An 18,641-nucleotide genomic window follows, 5' to 3' on the forward strand; every position below is an offset into this window, starting at 1 on the left:
TCGCGACTAATCATTGATTTCTAATTGCGATCGTTCCAGTGAATGCGTCACGCAGCTCAAATTTTTTCAAGCGAGTTGTTCACAATTTGCTTGTAAACTGTGAGGGCTTGAGCAACACACTGATCCATGTTGTAGTATTTGTAGGTTGCTAATCGACCAACGAAATGCACGTTTGGTGTCGCATCCGCAAGCGCTTTATATTGCTTATAGATTTCGGCATTTTCAGGACGCGGAACCGGATAGTAAGGATCGCCTTCTGCCTGCGGAAATTCATAGACAACACTGGTTTTGGAATGTTCTTGCCCAGTGAGATATTTGAACTCGGTAATGCGCGTGTAGAGGTGTTCGTTGGGATAGTTGACGACAGGCGCAGGCTGAAAAATCGGCTTGTCGTGCGTTTCATGTTTGAAGCTGAGCGATCGATAGGGCAGCTTGCCAAACCGATAGTTGAAAAACTCATCCACAGGACCGCTGTACACCATTTCGCGACAGGGAATCGTTTTCTCAATTTCGCGATAGTCGGTGTTGAGCATCACTTTAATGTTCGGATGATTGAGCATGTTTTCAAACATCTTGGTGAAGCCATGTAGCGGCATCGCCTGATAGCTATCGGTGAAATAGCGATCGTCGCGATTAGTTCGCATTGGGATACGAGCGATTACGGATCGATCGAGTTCCGACGGATCAAGTTCCCACTGTTTGCGCGTGTAGTTGCGGAAAAACTTTTCATAAAGCTGCCGTCCGATCTTGCTCACTACAACGTCTTCAGAAGTGTAGATATGATCTTTCGGTTCTGCCAGCGATGCAAGAAATTCTTCTACCTGGAAGGAATTCAAATTCAATCCATAGAACTTGTTAATTGTGTCGAGATTGATCGGAATCGGCAGCAGTTGACCATCGACGCTCGCAAGAACGCGATGTTCATAGGAGCGCCATTCGGTGAATTGAGATAGATATTCAAATACCTCACGCGAATTGGTGTGGAAGATGTGTGGACCGTATTTGTGAACCAGAATGCCAGCGCGATCGTAGTGATCATAAGCGTTTCCGCCGATGTGGTTGCGGCGATCGACCACTAGCACTTTCTTCCCCGATGTCGCTAATTGCTGTGCAATCACGCTGCCAGAAAATCCGGCTCCAACAATCAAGTAATCGAACGCAAATTCTCTTGATTCGGCTGAAATTCGGGGAATTCCTGTTAATGAAGATTGTTTGGCAGCGATCGCTTCTTCAATGAGTTTAAGCATCGATGCCTGTGTGCGATCCCAGGAAATTTGCTCCAGGAACGCATCAACTCGACTCATCCAGTTCGATTGCGGCGTATCTTCGCGCATTGCTGCTTCGGCTGCGGCAACAAACTCGATCGCGCTATCTGCAATTCGCACCATTTTTTGCTGACCATAAGGCCGCACCACATCGCGAATTGAAGTGGAAACAACAGGCTTTCCGGCTGCCAAATATTCCGGTGTTTTAGTGGGGCTGATAAACTGCGTCGATTCATTGCGGGCAAACGGCAGCATCGCCACATCCCATCCGGCTAGATAGTTCGGTAAGTCCTGATAGGTTTTACCGCCGAGATAGTGGATATTTTCATGCTGCGGCAGCGTCGCCGGATCGATTTTGACAACGGGGCCAATCATCACGAACTGCCAGTCGGGACGAGTATTCGCAATATCAGCTAATAGCTGAATATCCATTCGTTCATCAATCACGCCAAAGAAACCCAGTCGCGGATGCGGAATGTTGGCTTGGTCGGCAGGTTCTTCCGTTATCAATCGCGCCTGAGCAAAATGCGCGACCTCCACACTGCTAGGAAAAGCGTAGATATTTTCATGCTGCTTGCGCTTGGCTTCGTAAAGGCTTTGTCCGCCCGTAAATACCACATCTGCACGACGAAAAATCTCGGCTTCCCTGGCTTTCAGCGTTGGGGAAGCCCCCTTAAAGGCTGATAGTTCATCCATGCAGTCGTAGACGATCGCCAGCGGTTCCAAATGATAGGAAAAAGCCAGCGCCATCGGCGTGTAATACCAGCAAATGTAGCGATCGATGCTGTATTCTTTGAGCAATTGCTCAAGCAGTCGTTGCTGGGCAAAGGTTGAGTCAATTTCCCCTAGTTCTGTGGGCAGGTGAGGAATCACAATCCAAACGTTGTCAGTCGGATTACAAATTTCCAGATGTTCTTCAATGCCTGCCTGGGCGATCGGTTCTTCGATGAAAAAGACACGCTGCTGTTGAGCAAAACGGCTCAGGAGATGCTGAGGTCTTTGATACACAAAATTCCAGCGCAAGTGCGAAAAGCAAATCAAATCAGCGGTTGCGGCGATCGTCGTTTTTGGTTCATCTAGATCATCTACAAATTTCGATGAGGACAGATATAAGCTAGAGGACAACACCTCACTAGACAGCAATGTTTGCTGATTTTGCGAACCGTTTTTGTAATGATTATCTTGCGATCGAGTGGGCTGGTACGACATATTGATGTTAAAAAATTTTTGACAATGATTCTCGTAGAATCACTTTTTGAAGTGACCCCTCAATAATTGCCTTACAACCCGTTCTAATTACCTCTATCTACAGAAATAAGCGAATTCCAAATTAAAGACTATTGCATGTTAAGTAAACTAGTAGTTTTCAATACAGTTAGCTCGATTATTCTTAACATCTCGAAGATAAACAATCGTAGCGATTAATTCAATTCAATAGCCTCCCTTGATTCAAAACCAGCTCCAAAACCCAGTAGCGCTTTTAGCGGGTGTTTGAAAAGTGGTTTGCTGTGAGTTTAGTCATCTGCTGCTCCCCTGCTAGCCCTCCTTAACAAGGAGGGAGCAGCCTCAAAGTCCCCCTTGTTAAGGGGGATTTAGGGGGATCTGAAATTGTTGCTACCGACAGTAGAGCCTCTAAAACATCCTCTTAGCGGGTGTTACTGGGTCTATGGGTTTTATGTTTAATTATGTGTACCTCTGAGAACCTACTGAAATAGAATTTGAAATTGACGCGATCGCAATGCAGCCCGATTTTTCCTCAAACATCGTCTCTGGAAACGCGCTTGCAGATGGTGCTAGTCGGCGCGGCTGGTTCGTGGGGCACTTCATCGATGCTCATCCTGCCCGCCAAACTGCGGATGTTGAAGTGAAGTGGGCAGCTCATGCAGCGGGCGAACAGCGCAGCGAGTGGAGTACGAATCGCACGGCCACCACGCTGTCAATTTTGATTCACGGACGCTTTCGGCTGTATTTTCTCGATCCCGAAGGGCTGCCGGGACGGACTCGTGAAATTCTCCTCACGCAAGCAGGCGACTATGTGCTGTGGCTTCCTGGTGTTCCTCATAGTTGGCGAGTGGAGGAGGCCGCTACCGTACTAACCGTACGCTTTCCATCTGCCCCAGGGGATACAATGAAATAAGAAGAGTTAAATCTATACCTTTAGACGTAGAAAGGGTTAAATAGGAAAGGCCATCGAAACCCTCTTCACGTTGCAAAGGCCGAGGTTCGAGCATGAAAGCATTTGGTCGGTGTTTGGAAGACCGCTATCCCTGCGATCTGAGTGGCGCGATCGCGCCACCCATAGACGCAGCCTACCCGCGCCCGCAACTGCGCCGGAACGATTGGATGTCGCTCAACGGCACGTGGAAATTTGCCTATGACGATACGGGACGGTTTACCCGTCCTACTGACGTAGTGGAGTGGACGCATTCGATCGAGGTTCCCTTCGCCCCGGAGTCAACCCGCAGCGGCATTGGCGATACCGGATTTCACCCGAACTGCTGGTATGAGCGCGAGTTCGATTTGCCAGCGGGCGAAGGACGAGTGATCCTCCACTTCGGCGCAGTGGACTACGAAGCGCGAGTTTGGGTGAACGGTGAATTTGTGGTTGACCATCAAGGCGGCTACACGCCGTTTCAGGTGGACATCACTGATGTTTTGCAGCCGACTGGTTCGCAGCGGATTACCGTTTGGGCACAAGATGACCCGCACGATCTCGCTCAGCCCAGAGGCAAACAGGACTGGCAGCTACATCCGCACAGCATTTGGTATCCGCGCACCTCTGGCATCTGGCAAACCGTTTGGCTAGAGCGCGTTCCAACGACCTATCTCGATCGCCTGCGCTGGACGCCGCACTTTGAGCGCTGGGAAATTGGCGTGGAAGCGTTCATTGCGGGTGAACCTGTGGACAATCTTCAGCTTCAGGTCAAGCTGACGGCAGGCCAGCAAATTCTCGTCAACGACACCTACGCCGTTTTGAACGGCGAAATTCACCGCCGCATTGCCCTTTCCGATCCGGGCATCGACGACTATCGCAACGAACTACTGTGGCGACCGGAAAAGCCGACGCTGATTGATGCTGAAATTCAGCTTTGGCACGAAGGCAAGCTGCTCGATCGCGTCCAGTCCTACACGGCAATGCGGACGGTTTCGATTCAGCGCGATCGATTCATGCTCAACGGCCAGCCTTACTACCTGCGGCTCATCCTCGATCAAGGCTACTGGCCGGACACGCTGACCACTGCGCCTTCTGATGAAGCGTTGCGGCGCGATGTGGAACTCGTCAAGGCGATGGGCTTCAACGGCGTTCGCAAACACCAAAAGATCGAAGACCCGCGCTTTTTGTACTGGGCAGATGTTTTGGGACTCTTGGTTTGGGAGGAAATGCCGAGCGCCTATCGCTTCACGCCCAAAGCCGTCGATCGCCTCACCCGTGAGTGGACAGAAGTGATCGATCGCGATGCCAGCCATCCCTGCATTGTGGTTTGGGTTCCGTTCAACGAATCTTGGGGCGTGCCGGATTTGAGCGCGACGCCCGCCCACCGCAACTACGTCCAAGCCCTCTACCACCTCACCAAAACGCTCGATCCGACTCGTCCTGTGGTTGGCAATGACGGCTGGGAAAGCACCGCAACCGACATTTTGGCAATTCACGACTACGAAAATCAGCCGCAGCGACTCGCCAACCGCTATGGCCCCGAAGTGAAACTCTCAGATTTGTTCGATCGCCAGCGTCCGGGCGGGCGCGTCCTCACGCTCGACGGCTATCCGCATCAAGGTCAACCCATGATGCTCACGGAGTTTGGCGGCATTGCCTACACCAATCGCGAATTTGAGCATTCAACTTGGGGCTATGTGCGATCGTCCAACCTTTCGGAACTGCAAATTCGCTACACTAATCTGCTTGCCACTGTCAACCAGATTGAACTGTTCAGCGGCTTTTGCTACACGCAGCTAACAGACACTTTCCAAGAAGCCAACGGTTTGCTGTATGCCGATCGCACCCCTAAATTTCCGCTAGAAGCGATTGCGGCAGCTACATTGGGACGAGTTTTGCAGCCCCTAGAGGCGCTCATGCCACCTTCCACACAGCCAGTGCTACCGCAGTGCGGTGGGGGTCAAGGCCATTAGCCCTTCAACCTCAATAGCCACTGTCGATTCATCTGCCATAGGACTGACGCATTGTCACGCGGAAATGAATTTCCAACGCTCAAAGCTCCAGTCAGTTCAAACGGACTCAGCCTGTCAAACCAACCCATTTGAATGGGTTTGCGCTTTCAGCCGGAACTTGAGTTCACGGCTTCTGCCTCAGTCCTATGCCATTTAGACCTTTGTAGGGTCACGTCATCACATACCCTTACAAAAGGCAATTCATCCGCAAATGCTGTAAAGGCTGTCTATACGAAAAATTTGCCGCTGGCTGTGCCAAACTCGACAGCATTTCTTTACAGAGAATTCTGCCTTCAGGTGTTGATTGATCGACCAAAGAAAGCAAAGCTCAAAACACACATTCTCGAAATTTGGAATGTATTTTCAAAAGCTGCTCAAGCCAGACGGTCGATCGCTGACGCTCTATAGTCGGCGATCGATTTCAGATGCGATCGTTGCCACCAGTCCAAGCCGCGAATCGGTGCAGGCAAATCCGCATTTGCGCTGGCATCCGTTGCGGGGCGAATGGGTTGCCTACGCTAGCCATCGACAGGGACGGACATTTATGCCGCCGCCTGAATATAATCCGCTCGCACCCACCAAAAATTCGGAGTTTCCGACAGAATTACCAGAAGGCGAGTATGACATTGCGGTGTTTGAAAATCGCTTTCCCTCCATGACGATCGCCGCCCACGATCCACCTGCTCAAATTGTGGAAACGCTGCCTGCAAATGGCGTTTGTGAGGTCGTTGTGTTCACGCAAAATCCGCAAGCTTCGCTGAGTTCATTGCCGATCGATCATCTCGAATTGCTGCTGCAAGTTTGGGGCGATCGAACTCAAACGATCAGTCAAAATTCACAGATTCAGTATGTTTTACCGTTTGAAAATAAAGGCGTTGAAGTTGGCGTAACGCTGCATCATCCACATGGACAAATTTACGCCTATCCGTTTGTACCTCCGGTTCCGGCGCGAATGCTGGCAACTCAACGAACATACTATCAGCAGCATCAGCGCGGACTTTTGCAAGATTTAATTCAAAAAGAAATTGAGGACGATCGCCGCATTTTATACCGGGATGAATGGTCGATCGCTTTTGTGCCCGTCTGCGCCCGCTACCCTTATGAAGTTTGGCTCGCACCGATTCAGCCGCTAACAGGTTTCTCCGATCTTCTTCCTGAGCAGCGAAACAGTTTAGCAACAGCATTAAAGACCGTAACGCTCAAGTTTGACGGCTTGTGGAAGCGACCTTTTCCCTATCTCATGGCTTGGTTTCAAGCGCCTACGGACGGTAATCTCCACCCCGAATGGCATTTTCACGCTGAATTTTATCCGCCCTATCGCACGCGCGATCGCCTCAAATATCTTGCTGGAACTGAACTGGCAGCGGGAATGTTTGCGAACGATGCGCTGCCTGAAGAAAAGGCGAAAGAGCTTCAAGCAGTGGCGATCGATCTCAACAGTAATTCATCACTATGACAACGCCATCCGCAGAAATTTCACACAAGCTAGATCGAATGCGTGAAGCACTAGATGAAACGAGTGCAGCAGCAATTCGTTTGCGCGGCACAGACTGGTTTGCTTGGGCAACAGCAGGCGCATCCAATAGCGTTTTGCTAGCAGCAGAAACAGGTGTTGCTGAAGTTTTTGTGACTGCACAAAATGCTTGGATTTTAACCGACGAAATTGAAGCTCAGCGCTTAATCGATGAGCAACTATCCGCCGACTTTCAGCTTCAGGTGAATCCTTGGGCGGAGTTTGCAAAGCGCGAAATTTTTGTGCAGAAAACGACGGGTGGCGGCACAATTTTGAGCGATCGTCCCACCGCTGGTGAAGCGGCTCTACCGACAACCCTGCTGCACCAAAAGCGGATTTTGTTGCCGAGTGAAATCGATCGCTACCGTCAAGTTGGACGGCTTGCCACTGAAGCAATGACTGAGGCAATGTCTCAGGCGCAGCCCACTTGGACAGAGTATGAACTGGCCGGAGCAGGTGCGGCGGCGATGTGGTCGCGCGGTCTGCATCCCGCATTAACCCTTGTGGCGGGTGAACGACGCCTGCCGCTGTATCGTCATCCTCTGCCAACCGCAGCGACGATCGGGCAAATGGCAATGATGGTGTTTTGTGCACGAAAATCAGGTTTGTATGCCAATCTTACCCGCTTCATTTGCTTTGGATCGCTGCCTGATGAACAGGTGAAACTGCACGAAAAAGTGCGAGAAATTGAAGCCGTTGCGCTGAATCGATCGCAGCCTAATGCAACTTTGAATTCAGTATATGGCTCGATCGCTCAAGCTTACGAACAGTGCGGTTTTCCGCAAGCAATTCGCGAACATCATCAAGGCGGAACTACGGGCTATTTGGCGCGAGAAGTTGTAGCAAATCCACAGATAAACGATGCGCTCATGGCAGGAATGGCAATTGCTTGGAATCCTAGTTTGCCAGGAGCTAAAATCGAGGATACTTTTATTATTCAAGCCGATGGTACTTTAGAAAATCTGACGTTTGATCCAAACTGGATTAGTGTGAATGTAGAAGGGCGCGATCGACCCATTCCACTAGAACTAGATTAAGTGATCATGAATTTTGAGCAAGTATTTGAGCAAGCTCCCCAGATTGAAGCTAGCGCACCTGGACGAGTGAATCTACTCGGAGAACATACGGACTACAACGATGGATTTGTGTTACCAACTGCAATTGGGCAGCAGACGATTGTGTCTTTAGGATTTAGTAAAGACAGCCAGCACCACTTTTATTCGCAAGAATTAGCACAGCAGATTACTGTTGACCCGCTCGACTCGTCATCCGAAGGTTTTGCTAGCTATTTGTTAGGCTGTATTCGCGTTTTAGCAGCCGAGGGAATTTCGATTCGACCGCTCAATGTTTTTATTACTTCAAGAGTGCCAATCGGCTCTGGGCTATCTAGTAGTGCCGCGTTAGAAGTGGCAATGCTAAGAGGGTTGCGATCGCTTTTGCAGCTTGATCTGGATGATGTTCGCATTGCCCAACTTGCTCAACAAGCCGAGCGGCAATATGCAGGTGTGCAGTGCGGGATTATGGATCAAATGGCATCAAGTTTGGCAGATACGCATCATTTACTATTTCTCGATACCCGATCGCTCGATCGCCAACTTTTACCTTTTCCTGCTGAATCTGAAATTTTAGTTCTCGACAGCGGCATTCCACGCACTTTAGCAACGAGCGGATACAATCAGCGACGGGCAGAATGTGAAGCTGCCGCAAAATTGTTAGGTGTTTCAGCATTGAGAGACATCAATGATCTAGCGGCGATCGCCAATTTACCTGCTCCACTTCAACAGCGTGCCCGCCATGTTATTACCGAAAACGCTCGCGTTTTAACTGCTCGAAATGGCGTTAGCACTCAGCAGTTCGGCGAATTGATGAACGCTTCTCACGCCAGCTTGCGCGATGACTATGAAGTGTCGATCGCTGGCCTTGATACGCTGGTTGCAATTCTCCAAGCGATGCCGGATGTGTTTGGTGCAAGGCTGACTGGAGCAGGTTTTGGTGGCGCTTGTGTTGCGCTGGTTGCTGAAGGAAAAGCTGAAGCGATCGCACAACAGGCGCTAGCACAATACCGTCAAAAGGGGTACTCCGGACGCACCTTGGTTCCGTAAGCACTGTCGGAGTAAACGCTGCCCGAATCGATCGCCTTGCAGCCCGCTCTAGATGGAAGGCTGCGCCGCGTTTTTTCCCGCTAAACTGGCAACATTTGCCAGCAATTCATTCGGCTCAACGGGCTTTGGCAAATGCACTTGAAATCCCGCATTCAGCGCTTTGTGCTTCTCTTCCTGTTTGGCATAGGCAGTGAGGGCGATCGCCGGAATTGGAATGTCTAAATTTTGAATTTGGCGGATTAGCTCATAGCCGTCTGCTTCTGGCATACCAATATCGCTCACCAGCACATCCGGCTTCATTGCTGCCAAAGCCTGCATTGCCTCGGCCACTGAAGCCGCCGTTTGCACTTCTGCACCTGCCTGCTGCAACAGCATCATGAGAAATTCACGTGTGTCGTCATTGTCTTCCACAACGAGAACTTGCACGCCAGCTAGCTCAGGGCGTGGCGGTTCGCTGCCGTTCGTAGACTGCTCAGCGATCGATCGCCCCAACTTCATCAGCGGCAACCGGAGGGTAAAGGTTGCGCCTTGTCCCTCGCCTGCGCTTTCTGCGGCGATCGTACCGCTGTGCAGTTCAACGATGTGCCGCACGATCGCCAGTCCCAACCCCAAACCGCCATATTGTCGGGTGGTGGTGCTGTCTTCTTGGCGGAAGCGATCGAACACATACGGCAAAAATTCGGGCTTGATGCCAATGCCAGAATCGACGACCTGAATTTGAGCGTAGTCAGAGGGATGCAGGAGGAACGAAGACGGCAGCAAATCGTGGCTAGTTTGATCCATTTTTTTGTCGTCATCCTGCCAGCGGTTGAGCAGCACCTGCACCGTTCCACCTTCTGGCGTGAACTTGATCGCATTGGTGAGCAGGTTCCAAACCACTTGTCGCAGTCGCTCTGCATCACCACAGATGACATCCGCGCTGGCGTCAAAATGCGTCATCACCTGAATATTCTTCGCTTCCGCTTGAGGCGCGATCGCCTCAACGGTCGCTTCCAGAATTGGAATTAGATTCAGCGGTCCAGTTTGCAGGCGCAGCTTGCCGCGAATAATCAGCGACACGTCGAGAATATCTTCGATCAGTTGCGCTTGCGATTTGGCGTTGCGCTCGATCGTTTCGAGGGCGCGAGTCGTTCGCTCCTCATCAAATTTCTTGGTCAACAACAGGCGCGTCCAGCCCAGCATCGAGTTGAGCGGCGTGCGTAACTCGTGCGAGAGGACGGCCAAAAATTCGTCTTTCATGCGGTTGGCGGCTTCGGCCTGCTGGCGGGCAGCTTGTTCGCGAATAAAGTTGGCACGCGCTTCTTCGGCGGCTTTGCGCTCGGTGATGTCTTCGATCGTGCCGACATAGCCGATCGATTCACCTTGATCGGAATACATTGGCGAGGCTCGCATCTGCGTCCAGCGAATTTCGCCATCGGGTGCTTGGAAGCGATATTCGCCCCAAAATTCGTGGCCTTTGCCAATGTAGTTCGTCCAGTCTGCGAGGGCGCGAGTGCGATCGCCATCATAGAAAAACTGCGTCCAGCCTTGTCCCAAGCTTTCGCCAAGCGTGAAGCCGCAAATGGTCTGACAGCGCGGATTGGTGTAGGAACAAGAGCCTTGATTGTTGAACAGCAAAATGCCGACGGGCGAACAGGCGCTGAGCGATCGAAAGCGTTCTTCGCTCTGCCGCAGTTCCGAGTTAATTGCCGCAAGCTGCACGGCCTGACGTTTGAGCGCAGCGCTTTTTTGATAGAGATCGACAAAAACGCTGACTTTGGAGGTGAGAATTTCTGGTTCGATCGGCTTGAGCAGGTAATCGACCGCGCCGAGTGAATAGCCTTTGAATCTGAGGTTGTCGCTGGTGCTAAAGGCGGTGAGGAAGATGATCGGCGTCAGGCGCGATCGCTCTCGCTGGCGAATCAGCGTTGCGGTTTCAAAGCCGTCCAATCCTGGCATCTGCACGTCGAGCAAGATCACGGCGAAGTCTTGATGCAGCAGGCAGCGGAGCGCTTCTTCGCCAGAATGTGCCTTGACCAAATTTTGCCCCAACCCGTCCAGGATTGCCTCAAGCGCAATTAAGTTTTCGGGATGGTCGTCCACCATGAGGACGTTGACTTGGGGTTCCGACTGCATAAGCTGAGCGTTACAACGACAACGCGGCAAAAGGGCAGACACGGCGAAAATTCGGCGGTCGTTTCATTCCACCTTTCGCAATCGCCGCCATGCCGAACAAAGTATACTTTGCAGCCACCTTAGGGCACACGTCTATCGATACATTATCTTCCACGAGCTTATCCCCTTGCCCTACCTCAAAAGGCAGAAAGTCGGATGCGGCTATTGTCTCACGATCGAGCCAGCCCGTGTCGCCGTCGATAGAACTGCTTCACTCGCAGTTGCCATTGCTGCCAATAAGCGGCAAGGCGATCGGCATCGAGCCAAAAAATTTCCGCAGGCTGATCGGCCACTGCCACCGCTAGCAAAGCGTGATCAAGGTCTAGCTCGTCATACACCTGATTGATGGCGCCGCAGTAGGCCGCAAGCTGCAAGGGAGCATCGCCCAACCGCTCGATCGACTGCTTGGGGCGATCGCTCGTCTTCCAGTCGCACACGCACGGCGTTCCCTGATAGCTCGCGACACAATCGACCTTTCCGGCGTAGCCCAAATCGTAATGAAACACAAATCCTTCAACCAGTCGGACGGCATCGATCTGTGTCAGAACCGGATGCAGACTGTTCCAATACGGCAAAGCCGCAGGAGGACAGGGGCGATCGTCTCCCAAGAGATAGCGGCGAATGTGGCTGTGGGTCTGCGTACCGCGCCGACTGGCCGTGCCCGAAATCTGCTTGGCCTGTTCGCTGCCGACGCGCTGCCGCCAGCGGGCGAGGGCTTCGCGATCGGCAGCAGGTTTGGTGGCGTTGAGGATCGTCGTGACGCTTGGCAGTCGGACACCTTGAGCATCGACGATGTAGGTTTGGCCGTTCGCACGGGTTGATTTGGCAGTAAGGGCGGGAAGAAGATCGGGCATAGGGTGTCGGCGTTTTTACCCGTAGATGCCTGTGAAAACGCGATCGGCGGCTCCGGTCATGTAGAGGTGTTGATCGTCTGCCCACTCAATTTGCAGATTGCCGCCCGGAAGTTCCAGCGTGGCTGATCGATCGCTCTTGCCGTTCAAGACAGCGGCCACCAGTGAAGCACAAGCTCCGGTTCCGCAAGCCAGCGTTGCGCCTGCACCCCGCTCCCAAACGCGCATCTTCAGATAGTCGGGGCAAACGACCTGAATAAATTCCGTATTGGTGCGTTTGGGAAAGACAGGGTGATGCTCGAACTGTGGGCCGATCGCAGCGAGATCGATCGACTGGACATCTTCGACAAACGTGATGCAGTGCGGATTGCCCATGCTCACGCAAGTCACCTGCCAAGTTTGACCTGCGACTTGCAGCGGCAGATTGACGACTTTCTGATCAGGAGCGGCGATCGAAGTGGGAATTTCGGCGGCGAGCAGATGCGGCAAGCCCATATCGACGCGCACCTGTCCATCTGTAGTTAGTTCAGGGACGATCGCGCCCGCCAAGGTGTGAATGCGGTATTGGGTGCGGCTGGTTTTGCCGTCGGCAGCTTCAAGATCCGCGATGAATTTGGCAAAGCAGCGAATGCCGTTGCCGCACATTTCTGGCTCAGAACTGTCGGAGTTGAAAATCCGCATTGTGTAGTCGCAGTCGTTTTGCCCTGGCAGCACAAAAATTACGCCGTCTGCCCCGATTCCAAAATGGCGATCGCACCAGCGCTCCGCCTCTTGCGGTGTCAAGATCGGCTCGTGCTGATGTCGATTGTCGATTAAGACAAAATCGTTGCCAAGTCCGTGATATTTACTGAATGCGATCGCCATGCTATCCTCCATGCTTGAATGAGGGATTAGGGATGCGAGCAGAGTCAAAAGCGATTCTCCTCACTCGTCATCCCGTCCTAACTCTTCATTATCCTTCGTTCAAAGACGATGCCTACCGAACTCGAAACAGGACTACCCAGCACCCGCCAGATTCAATCCTTGACCCGTGAAGGAACCGAAGTGGAACTGAAGCTTGTCACGGGCGATCTGCTCACCGGCAAGATTCGCTGGCAAGACCCGCACTGCCTCTGCTTGATTGACCAATACGACCAAGCAACGATCGTGTGGCGGCAGGCGATCGCGTTTCTCAAGCCGCGCCCTTAGAGTCAGGAGCAAAGCTGCGCTCCTCCGGCTCAACGGCATCGCTCACCGAGATGAAGTCGCCCAGTGATTCGCTGACGCCCACCAAAGGCAGCTTCAGCGGTTCGGAAACGGGAGCAAGCCACTGTCTAGCCTCGTTGAGGTTGTGGAAGCCGCCGCAGAGCAAAAGGCGATCGCCGACTTCAATATCGCTGCTGCCTTCGGGAAAGCGAATGAATTTGCCTTCGCGTCGAATTGCCTGCACCAAAACGCCGAACTGTCGGCGAATATGCAGTTCTGCTAAGGTTTTGCCGATCGCCGGACTGTGCGGCGGAACCAGCAGCCATTGGCAAGACGCTTGCTCTTGCGGCATCGCGGCTTCGCCGCTGGCAAGATCGCTGAAAGCTGCAAGCTCGTTTGTCTCGCCGACGACAAGCAGGCGATCGCCGCCGTGCAGCACAATTTCGCCGTTGGGATAATCGATTTTTTCACCATTGGGTCGCTCGATCGCCATGACGCTGATGCCTGTGAGCCTGCGGAGATTCGTTTCATCGAGCGTCATTTCGGCCAGCGGCGTGTGAGCAGGCAGCGTAAACCAGCGGCTACTCATTTCCTGCGTTACGGTTTTGAGCGTGCGCGAAATTTCGTCAGACGATTGCTCAGGGCGCAGTTCCAAATAGTGACTGCTGCGAATCTGCTGAGCTTCACGCTGAATAATCGGTAGCGGAATGCCAATTTCGGTCAGCAGATGTGAGGCAAGTTCCAGGCTGACTTCAAATTCTGGCTGCACCACTTCATGAGCACCCAACTGATAGAGCAGTTCGATATCTTTGTCTTTTTCTGCTCGCACAACGACATCGAGATCCGGCGCGAGTTCCAGTGCGCGTTTGAGACACAGCCGCGCACTCATCGAATCGGGCAGCGCGATCGCCATTCCTTTTGCACGTTCGACGCCTGCCGCCTCCATCACGTGCAGACTAACAGCATTGCCATAGACATAGGGAATTTCGGCTTCGCGCAACTGCTCGATCGTGCCCTCTGACTGCTCGATCACAACGACCGGATACTGATGGTCTTGCAGCAGCCGCACGATGTTTCGCCCGACCTGCCCATAGCCACAGACAACCACGTGATCTTGCTGCGGCAGTTCTTCGGAGATGGCGATCGGCTGGTTGCTGCCGTCCAAAAACCGCTTCAGCCAGGGAACCAATTCTGCCCAAGCGAACAGTTGCGGAACCAAGCGCAACACAAACGGCGTGATCATCAGCGTGACCGCTGTTGTGCCCAAAATCAGCAGATAGACGCGCCGCGACACCAAGCCGAGCATTTGTCCTTGACTTGCCAGCACAAACGAAAATTCTCCAATCTGCGCCAGTCCCAATCCAGCAATGAGTGCAGTTTTGAGCGGATAGCGGAACAGAACAACAAGCGGCGTGATGATCGAGAATTTGCCGACAAAGACGATCGCCACCAGTCCCAAAATCAATTCCAGGTTGTTCCACAAGAAGACCGGATCAATCAGCATTCCGATCGCCGCAAAGAACAAGCTGGCAAAAATATCGCGGATTGGCTCAACGTAAGTGAGCGTCTGATCGGCGTATTCCACTTCAGAAATCATCAGTCCAGCGATGAACGCGCCCATTTCGATCGACAAGCCCATCGCTTCGGTGAGCAGCGCGATACACAGGCACAGCGTCACCACGCCCAGCAAGAAGAGTTCGCGGCTTTCCGTTCGAGCCAGCATCCGCAGCAGCGAGGGAATGACCCAGATTCCGGCGGCGATCGCGCCCGCTGCCAGCAGTCCCGTCTTCAGCAGCGCAATTCCAACCGCCATGCCGATTTCGTCCGAGGGGCGATCGAGCGCGGGCAAAACGGCCAGCATCAAGCCCAGCGCCAAATCCTGCACCACCAAGATTCCCAGCATGACGCGACCGTGCGGTGTTTCCGTTTCGTTGCGCTCCATCAGGCACTTCAGCACAACGGCTGTCGAAGACAGGGAGAGGATTGCGCCCAAGAAAACGCCTTGCGTTGGAGACGTGACCCAGCCGATGCCGACTGAGGCCAAGGTGGTCACCAGAATCGTTGACAGAATTTGCAGACCGCCACCGCCCAGCGCGATCGCCTGCACTTTGCGTAATTCCCCTAGGGAAAACTCGACGCCCAAGGCAAAAAGCAAAAACGCCGCCCCAAACTGAGCCAGCGTTTCCACCTGCACCAGTTCTTTCACCAGCCCTAATCCAGCAGGTCCAACGATCATGCCGCCGACCAGATAGCCCAGCAAAATCGGCTGTTTCAGCAGCGCGGCAATCAGCCCGCCTCCTGCCGCCGCTGCCAGCACCATCACCAAATCAACGATTAATCTGAAATCTTCCTGCACGAGTTTCCCTTGTGGCGCTGCAAAAATTACAATTCTGAGAGAAAGATTAAAAGTCTTTAATCTTTAGCATACAGAGTTTCCTCGATCGATGGAAACGGTTTGCAGGAGTTGAGGGGGGTCGTGTTGGGCTGCGACACAAGCTTAGCCGAACGGTGTCAGCGCTTAGTTGCGGGCTGGGCGCAGCGGTTCAGAAACCGCTTGTACCCAAGGAATCATCAGATCTTGCGCGAGCCGCTGCGAGATTTCGTAAGCTCCATAGCGGTTGAGATGGCTGGGATCGGAAAAGTAGTCGTATTGCGTCAGCCAAATTTGACCGAGATCGCGGAAGGTCAATCCCGATTGCTCGATCGACTGCGCGGTCATAAATTCGCGAAACTGCTGCTCATATTGCGCTCGTGTCGGGTCGAGATATTCGTCGGTTAAGGGCAGATTCACAAAAACCAGGGGAATTTGGCGATCGCGCGTAAATTGCAGCAGCGAATTGAGCGCGATCGACTGGCGGCCTTGAAGCTGAAAATTCTCATAATCGCTGTCATACGCTCCGGCGACGCGAGCATATTCCTGGTAGTAAGTGACCGGATTGAAGCGCAGCGCGATCGACAAAAAGCCGTCGATATCGAGGACGCCTTGATTCGGCAAATTTTCCAGATCCGCAGTTGGACCTGGGGCAGCGGGCAAGATTGTCTTCGCAGCTTCTTGCAGGCGAGATTTCACCTGATCGCGATCGCGGTGCGCGGCAGAAAAATCGGCAAGGCGATCGCTCAGCCAGCGATCGAGGTCTTGATAGCTTTCGCTTAAGCCGCTGCTGACCGAGGCGATCGGTGAATTTTGGCGCGGTGCATTGGTTGTAGGGGCAGTTTCCTCAAGCTGTCGATAGCCTTCGGAGGCAACCATGCCGTTGAAGGTGACATCCACATTGCCGCTGTTGAACGCTCTTGCTCCGTCTGCCCAGACGATCAGGCGCGGCAACTGTTCAGTTGTGAGAATGCGCTGCATCAGCAAATCAACGACCTGAGCGGTTGCGCCATTGAGTCCCAAATTGAATACGCGAACATTGGGGTAGCCAGATTCGGCCAGCGATCGCTGCAAGGCTGAGGGGTCAACGCCCCGCAACGCGCGAGAACTGCCAACAACCAGCACGTCGGGCGCTCCAAACTCCAGCACATGCTGGTGATAGAGCGCGAGTTGTTCGTCAATTTGGCGACTGTTGAACGTTGCAAACGGTGAGGCAACGGTGATCGCCGCTTTTGCTGGGGCAGACTGCGTGAAGCCATCCGAGCTAAATGCCTGATCGTCTCCGGTCGATCGCCGCAGCGACACGCCGCTGTAGGGCGTTTCTTCTGAAGGCGCGATCGATACAGATGAAGCTGGTGCAGATGGACGCCGCAGCACTTGTCCCAGCAGCCAGTTTGTTTGCACCATCAGCAGCAGCCCCGCCAAGCTCCACACCAAAGCGACGCGCCCACTGTTGACCGTTGTTGGCTCTGCTTCTGCGGCTGTAAAGAGTGCCGTGTGCTGCAACAGCTTTTGCACCTGCTGACCGCAGCGATCGCGCATTTGTGCCCAAGCCGTCTGCACATCAGCGGGCGTCAGATCAGGCCGCAGCACGAGCGGATCGGGTCGGGCAATCAAATCGCCGACATAAGCGTCAGTAGCAGCAAATTCCGGCGTTGCTTCGGGAACCAGGCGCGATCGCGGCGTGAAATTCTCGCCAGTGCTCCAGAGCGGACGCTTTTGACCCGATCGCCTGCCGTAGATGCGGACGCCCTGAATTCCCGGTAGATTTAGCGGCTTGAGAAAACGAGCGACAGTCGGCGCAACGTCTGGCTGATTCGGACACACGGGCGCATCCAGCATCACATGCAGCAAGTCTTGCTTGGGCACAAGCTGGACGTGAATGCCGCCCGTCGCAAGCTGCTGATCAATGTCGGGGTTGAGCAGCCGATTCAGCAGAAAGGCGATCGCTTCCCAGTCGCCCTTTTGCGCCAGCGTCCAAGCCGAATCTGCCAAGGCCAAATGTTCCTGGGCAGGCAGCTTCAGCACTTCCATCCAGGCGGGTTTTTCCTGGTCAGCAATCAAGCCGTAGATTGCGGCGCGATGCAGTCCTTGAGGGCCAAGCCGCTGCAAGAGCGGCGCGATCGCCTCAACCGTTTTTGCTTGCTCTGGCGCTTGTGTGCCTGTGCGACAACACAAATGCAGCGTCGAGTCAGTCAACGTGGTAGTTTCAAGCGCAATGCCGCGATCGGCCAGCATCGGCTTCAGCAAGCGATCGATCGCGCCTGCATCGCCCCAGCGTGCCCACTCGCGCAGCATCTCTGACTGCGGCGTCAGATCCACGCGCAGCATCCAGTCGGGTTCGGCTTCGCCCCGCACTTGAATCAGCACGATCGCATCGCGGTAGTCTTGCAGTTCCAGTTCGCGCAGCTTTTGGGCGATCGGTTCGCTAATTAAAGTTGGGTCGGGGCTGTAGTTCGCTTCGCAAATGACGCCCAGTCGCTTGAGCGGTGCGGCTTGAGGCGATCGATTGGGGTAGGGAATCGATTTCACCTTGACGCGCACTGCGACGCCCAAAGCGCTGAGGTTTTCACTTAAATAGCGAGCAATTCCGTCTGGCTCGCCGCTTCGTGCCAAGCTGCGATTAGACAGCATCAGTTCGCCGCTGGAAACAACGGTGGCGCGGAGCGATGGAGGAGCAGACGGTTCGCGATCGAAGGTCTGCGAAGCACTCGCAGATTGCGGAGAATGCAGTTGCAGCGTACTTGTCCAACTGGGGCGCGACTGGCCGAGGGCACGACCATAAACGATCGCTTGATACAAGGGTGGGTCGGGAAGCAGCTTGCTCAGGTCAGTTTGTTCCAAAGCTGGAACCAGATGCGAAAGCACCGCTTCCTGGTCTGGGCAAGGTAGCCCATCACACAAAATATGCAGGTCATTTCCGCGCACCTGAAATTTGACACGCATCCCACGCTGGGAAATGACTTGCGCCAGCCAGTGAGCCAACAAAGATTTATTTGCAGCCGGACGTGCTTCCACAGGATTTAACATGCC

Annotated in this window: 12 protein-coding genes; 6 read left to right on the forward strand and 6 right to left on the reverse strand. The window is 53.4% G+C overall.

Translation table 11 applies throughout. The annotated features are described in order from the left end of the window. Positions 1–56: 56 nt before the first annotated feature. A complete protein-coding gene (glf, locus tag H6F67_RS02185) occupies positions 57–2,474 on the reverse strand; it encodes a UDP-galactopyranose mutase (RefSeq protein WP_190762875.1) in 2,418 nt (805 codons plus the stop codon). 529 nt (positions 2,475–3,003) lie between these two features. Here glf and H6F67_RS02190 point away from each other — a divergent pair. The 5 genes from H6F67_RS02190 to galK all read left to right on the forward strand — a co-directional run bounded on the left by H6F67_RS02190 (position 3,004) and on the right by galK (position 9,047). Continuing rightward, complete coding sequence (locus H6F67_RS02190) at positions 3,004–3,402, forward strand: signal peptidase I (RefSeq protein WP_190762877.1); 399 nt, start codon at positions 3,004–3,006, stop codon at positions 3,400–3,402. A gap of 92 nt (positions 3,403–3,494) precedes the next feature. Further along, complete coding sequence (locus tag H6F67_RS02195; RefSeq protein ID WP_190762879.1) at positions 3,495–5,393, forward strand: glycoside hydrolase family 2 protein; 1,899 nt, start codon at positions 3,495–3,497, stop codon at positions 5,391–5,393. Between the two features lie 394 nt (positions 5,394–5,787). Then, on the forward strand, positions 5,788–6,888 hold the full coding sequence (galT, locus tag H6F67_RS02200) for a galactose-1-phosphate uridylyltransferase (protein WP_190762881.1): 1,101 nt from the start codon (positions 5,788–5,790) through the stop codon (positions 6,886–6,888). Continuing rightward, complete coding sequence (locus H6F67_RS02205; protein ID WP_190762883.1) at positions 6,885–7,982, forward strand: Xaa-Pro peptidase family protein; 1,098 nt, start codon at positions 6,885–6,887, stop codon at positions 7,980–7,982. The genes galT and H6F67_RS02205 overlap by 4 nt, the downstream gene beginning before the upstream one ends. 6 nt (positions 7,983–7,988) lie before the next feature. After that, positions 7,989–9,047: a galactokinase gene (galK, locus tag H6F67_RS02210; protein ID WP_190762885.1), complete on the forward strand. Its 1,059-nt coding sequence runs from the start codon at positions 7,989–7,991 to the stop codon at positions 9,045–9,047. Between the two features lie 48 nt (positions 9,048–9,095). Here galK and H6F67_RS02215 read toward each other — a convergent pair whose 3' ends face one another. The 3 genes from H6F67_RS02215 to dapF all read right to left on the reverse strand — a co-directional run bounded on the left by H6F67_RS02215 (position 9,096) and on the right by dapF (position 12,916). Further along, positions 9,096–11,162 carry a response regulator gene (locus H6F67_RS02215; RefSeq protein WP_190762887.1) on the reverse strand — a complete coding sequence of 689 codons (2,067 nt, stop codon included), beginning with the start codon at positions 11,160–11,162 and terminating at the stop codon, positions 9,096–9,098. A 209-nt stretch (positions 11,163–11,371) separates the two neighbouring features. Continuing rightward, positions 11,372–12,055, reverse strand: a complete 684-nt coding sequence (locus tag H6F67_RS02220; protein ID WP_190762889.1) for a PD-(D/E)XK nuclease family protein — start codon at positions 12,053–12,055, stop codon at positions 11,372–11,374. A 15-nt stretch (positions 12,056–12,070) separates the two neighbouring features. After that, positions 12,071–12,916 carry a diaminopimelate epimerase gene (gene dapF, locus H6F67_RS02225; protein WP_190762891.1) on the reverse strand — a complete coding sequence of 282 codons (846 nt, stop codon included), beginning with the start codon at positions 12,914–12,916 and terminating at the stop codon, positions 12,071–12,073. Positions 12,917–13,024: 108 nt separating this feature from the next. On the opposite strand from dapF, the gene H6F67_RS02230 reads away from it, so the two are divergent. Then, on the forward strand, positions 13,025–13,240 hold the full coding sequence (locus tag H6F67_RS02230; protein WP_190762893.1) for an Hfq-related RNA-binding protein: 216 nt from the start codon (positions 13,025–13,027) through the stop codon (positions 13,238–13,240). On the opposite strand, the gene H6F67_RS02235 is transcribed toward H6F67_RS02230, so the two are convergent. Beyond that, entirely contained in the window at positions 13,224–15,593 is a 2,370-nt protein-coding gene (locus H6F67_RS02235; protein ID WP_190762895.1) for a cation:proton antiporter, read from the reverse strand. The two genes, H6F67_RS02230 and H6F67_RS02235, sit on opposite strands and share 17 nt — an antisense overlap. Positions 15,594–15,755: 162 nt before the next feature. Then, positions 15,756–18,638 (reverse strand): DUF1574 domain-containing protein, encoded by a 2,883-nt coding sequence (locus tag H6F67_RS02240; protein WP_190762897.1) that lies wholly within the window; start codon positions 18,636–18,638, stop codon positions 15,756–15,758. Between the last annotated feature and the right edge of the window lie 3 nt (positions 18,639–18,641).

Source organism: Microcoleus sp. FACHB-1515, from assembly GCF_014696105.1.
GTDB lineage: Bacteria > Cyanobacteriota > Cyanobacteriia > Elainellales > Elainellaceae > JAAUTJ01.

What these genes read in the sequence shown, in the direction of transcription:
- glf (WP_190762875.1), bottom strand. Translation starts at nt 2,474, where the DNA reads ATGTCGTACCAGCCCACTCGATCGCAAGATAATCATTACAAAAACGGT.
- H6F67_RS02190 (WP_190762877.1), top strand. Translation starts at nt 3,004, where the DNA reads ATGCAGCCCGATTTTTCCTCAAACATCGTCTCTGGAAACGCGCTTGCA.
- H6F67_RS02195 (WP_190762879.1), top strand. Translation starts at nt 3,495, where the DNA reads ATGAAAGCATTTGGTCGGTGTTTGGAAGACCGCTATCCCTGCGATCTG.
- galT (WP_190762881.1), top strand. Translation starts at nt 5,788, where the DNA reads ATGTATTTTCAAAAGCTGCTCAAGCCAGACGGTCGATCGCTGACGCTC.
- H6F67_RS02205 (WP_190762883.1), top strand. Translation starts at nt 6,885, where the DNA reads ATGACAACGCCATCCGCAGAAATTTCACACAAGCTAGATCGAATGCGT.
- galK (WP_190762885.1), top strand. Translation starts at nt 7,989, where the DNA reads ATGAATTTTGAGCAAGTATTTGAGCAAGCTCCCCAGATTGAAGCTAGC.
- H6F67_RS02215 (WP_190762887.1), bottom strand. Translation starts at nt 11,162, where the DNA reads ATGCAGTCGGAACCCCAAGTCAACGTCCTCATGGTGGACGACCATCCC.
- H6F67_RS02220 (WP_190762889.1), bottom strand. Translation starts at nt 12,055, where the DNA reads ATGCCCGATCTTCTTCCCGCCCTTACTGCCAAATCAACCCGTGCGAAC.
- dapF (WP_190762891.1), bottom strand. Translation starts at nt 12,916, where the DNA reads ATGGCGATCGCATTCAGTAAATATCACGGACTTGGCAACGATTTTGTC.
- H6F67_RS02230 (WP_190762893.1), top strand. Translation starts at nt 13,025, where the DNA reads ATGCCTACCGAACTCGAAACAGGACTACCCAGCACCCGCCAGATTCAA.
- H6F67_RS02240 (WP_190762897.1), bottom strand. Translation starts at nt 18,638, where the DNA reads ATGTTAAATCCTGTGGAAGCACGTCCGGCTGCAAATAAATCTTTGTTG.